This window comes from Mesorhizobium sp. M7D.F.Ca.US.004.03.1.1 (genome assembly GCF_003998635.1).
Lineage (GTDB): Bacteria > Pseudomonadota > Alphaproteobacteria > Rhizobiales > Rhizobiaceae > Mesorhizobium > Mesorhizobium loti.
This window is the reverse complement of record NZ_RZQG01000850.1, coordinates 1-2,511: the sequence shown is the minus strand read 5'-3', so window position 1 is coordinate 2,511 and position 2,511 is coordinate 1. Positions and strand designations below refer to the sequence as shown.

Below are 2,511 nucleotides of genomic sequence, written 5' to 3'. Positions count from 1 at the left end.
ACATCGCGAGTGCACCCGCATGTGAATGCCATTCCTGAGCGCGCGGCCGCTGGCCACGACTGTACCCCCACCCATTGTATCCACTGTTTGATGCTCCGCCTTGCAGAAGATGTGCAATGCGGGTCTTACAATGGATGGCAGTTTCGGTTCGATGTGAGCAGCCGCAACTTAGGTTGTTTTACAAAGCACGCATCCACAAAGTCGCGAAAGTGACGTCCGACAGGACCGGCCATTCGTCGCCTGCCAGCATATTGCAGATCGGACCAGATACCCGTCGGTTTGCGCATGTTTCGAATCCTCCGGGAGAGGCTTGGCTATCGTCAGCCTCAAGTTCAGTTCGAGGCCGCAAACAGCCACAAGACCATGGGACCCACGTTGGAATCTTGCTATTGCCGTTTGTCTTTGCGCTTGCAGGCACCGGCTGGTCTCCTGCCTGGTTTGAACGCACTGTCGCTACGCGTCCTCTGGTCCGCACCTTCTTCGTCAAGTTCCACCGATTGGACGATCTTGCAGCATATGGCGCTGTTCACGGCCACCCGCGAATCCGACCAATGCCAACATCATGCAACATATGTTTAGCATGTTGGAATTTAAGCACAGGCACGGGCAAAGCTATCGGTACTGACCCCCATGGCCGTCCGAGGAAAATTCCTTGAGCCCTCTTAGTTTTCTTCAGCTGGTTGGCTTTGGAGCATCGGGATGGGGCGATTCGCTGCTGGTCGGCACCTTGGCTACCATTGTCGCGGCCACCGTATCGATCGCAGTCGGAGTAACTTTGGGCGGTTGCGGCGCCTGGGCGAAAATCCAAGGTAATGCCGTCGTCCATGGTATCGCCCGAACTTATACCACCATAATCCGTGGCACTCCCGAATTGCTCATCGTCTTCGTCGTTTATTTCGGGGGCAGCGCCGCCGCCGGCGGCATCGCGGGAATGTTTGGGAGTTCTGGCTTTGTGAGCTTCCCAATTTTCCTTGCCGGCGTTGTGGCTATTGGTTGTATCTCCGGTGCACAGCTTACCGAAGTGTTTCGTGGCGCATTCGGCGCTGTCGACAAGGGCGAGATCGAGGCCGCTCGTGCACACGGAATGTCTGGTTGGCTACTGTTCATTCGCATTGTCGCTCCCCTCACATTGCGTCACGCCTTGCCCGCAATCGGAAACGTTTGGCTGAGTGTTCTGAAGGACACATCCTTGCTGGCAGCGATCGGCATGGCGGAGTTGATGCGATATGCCCAGGTGGCAGCCGGCTCGACCCACCGGCCTTTCGATTTTTATATTGCCGCCGCCATACTCTATTTCGCCGTATCAAATGTTTCTGGCGTCGCCTTATGGTATGCAGAGAAACGTTATGCACAAGGCGTCAAGTAAGACAATGGATTTTCCGTTCATATACGGCACCATGGTCCGCCTGCTAGGGGGGTTGCCACTTACGATAGTATTGAGCGGTGGCGCTATCTGCATTGGCGCGGTCCTTGGGTTGATACTTGCTCTGCTCAGACTTTCCGGTAACAAGATTCTATCGTTACTATCGATGATATACACTCAGTCCATTCGCAGTGTTCCACTTCTCGTTCTTTTATTTCTAATTTACTACGGGCTAAGTCAATTTCAGCTGATTCGAGGAAATACGGTTCTCTGGGCGTTTTTCAGGGAGCCTTTTTGGTGCGCGTTGCTCGCAATGAGTATCAACGCGTCAGCCTATGCAGCAGAAATTATCAGGGCTGGTTTGTTGTCTGTGCCCGACGGGGAGGTCGAGGCCGGCAGATCGGTGGGTATGTCCGGCGTCCTGCTGTACCGGCGCTGCATCTTGCCCGCGGCGATCCGCCAGGCGCTTCCAGCCTACGGCAACGAGGTCGTTACCATGATCAAGGCGACCTCGCTGGCCTCCTTGGTAACGCTTTATGAGATTACCGGAATCGCCTCGGAGATCGCCTCACAAACCTATCGCCCAGTTGAAGTATTTGTCGGCGCCGGGTTCATCTATCTTGCCATCAATTTCACTCTCACCCAAGCGCTCCTTTTCATCGAGGAGAAGCTCACTCCTGATCGCAAGGGCGACCACACCGCCAAGGTGTCGCCGATGTCAGCCGCATGAAGGGGTGTTGATTTCCAGTAGGAACTGACCCGGTATTTCCACCGAGATTTGACCCGCCTTTTATGTATGTTTCGGGTCTGGTGTGGTGGTCAAGTTCCTGTTTTTCTCCTTCGCGTTTTTCGGCTCATGAGCTGAGCTGTTCTTGAAGCGGAAGCTGTCGTTTCCGGTTTCGAGGATGTGGCAGTGATGCGTTAGCCGGTCGAGCAGCGCCGTGGTCATCTTGGCATCGCCGAAGACGCTGGCCCATTCGCTAAAGCTGAGGTTGGTGGTGATGATGACGCTGGTGCGCTCGTAAAGCTTGCTCAGGAGGTGGAAGAGCAACGCGCCGCCTGATGCGCTGAACGGCAGATATCCAAGTTCGTCGAGAATGACGAGATCGGAATGCACTAGCCGATTGGCGATTTGACCGGACCGATCC

The 2,511-nt window shown here is 55.0% G+C and carries 3 protein-coding genes; 2 read left to right on the top strand and 1 reads right to left on the bottom strand.

The window, feature by feature from the left end; genetic code table 11:
- The first annotated feature begins 652 nt into the window (after window positions 1-652).
- Window positions 653-1,366, top strand: coding sequence for an ABC transporter permease subunit (locus EN935_RS30850; protein ID WP_127373958.1), 714 nt, complete (start codon window positions 653-655; stop codon window positions 1,364-1,366).
- 4 nt (window positions 1,367-1,370) lie between these two features.
- Window positions 1,371-2,093 carry an ABC transporter permease subunit gene (locus tag EN935_RS30845; protein ID WP_127373957.1) on the top strand — a complete coding sequence of 241 codons (723 nt, stop codon included), beginning with the start codon at window positions 1,371-1,373 and terminating at the stop codon, window positions 2,091-2,093.
- Window positions 2,094-2,153: 60 nt separating this feature from the next.
- Here EN935_RS30845 and EN935_RS30840 read toward each other — a convergent pair.
- Window positions 2,154-2,511 (bottom strand): ATP-binding protein (locus EN935_RS30840; RefSeq protein WP_164771484.1); only part of this gene is annotated, 358 nt, incomplete at its 5' end.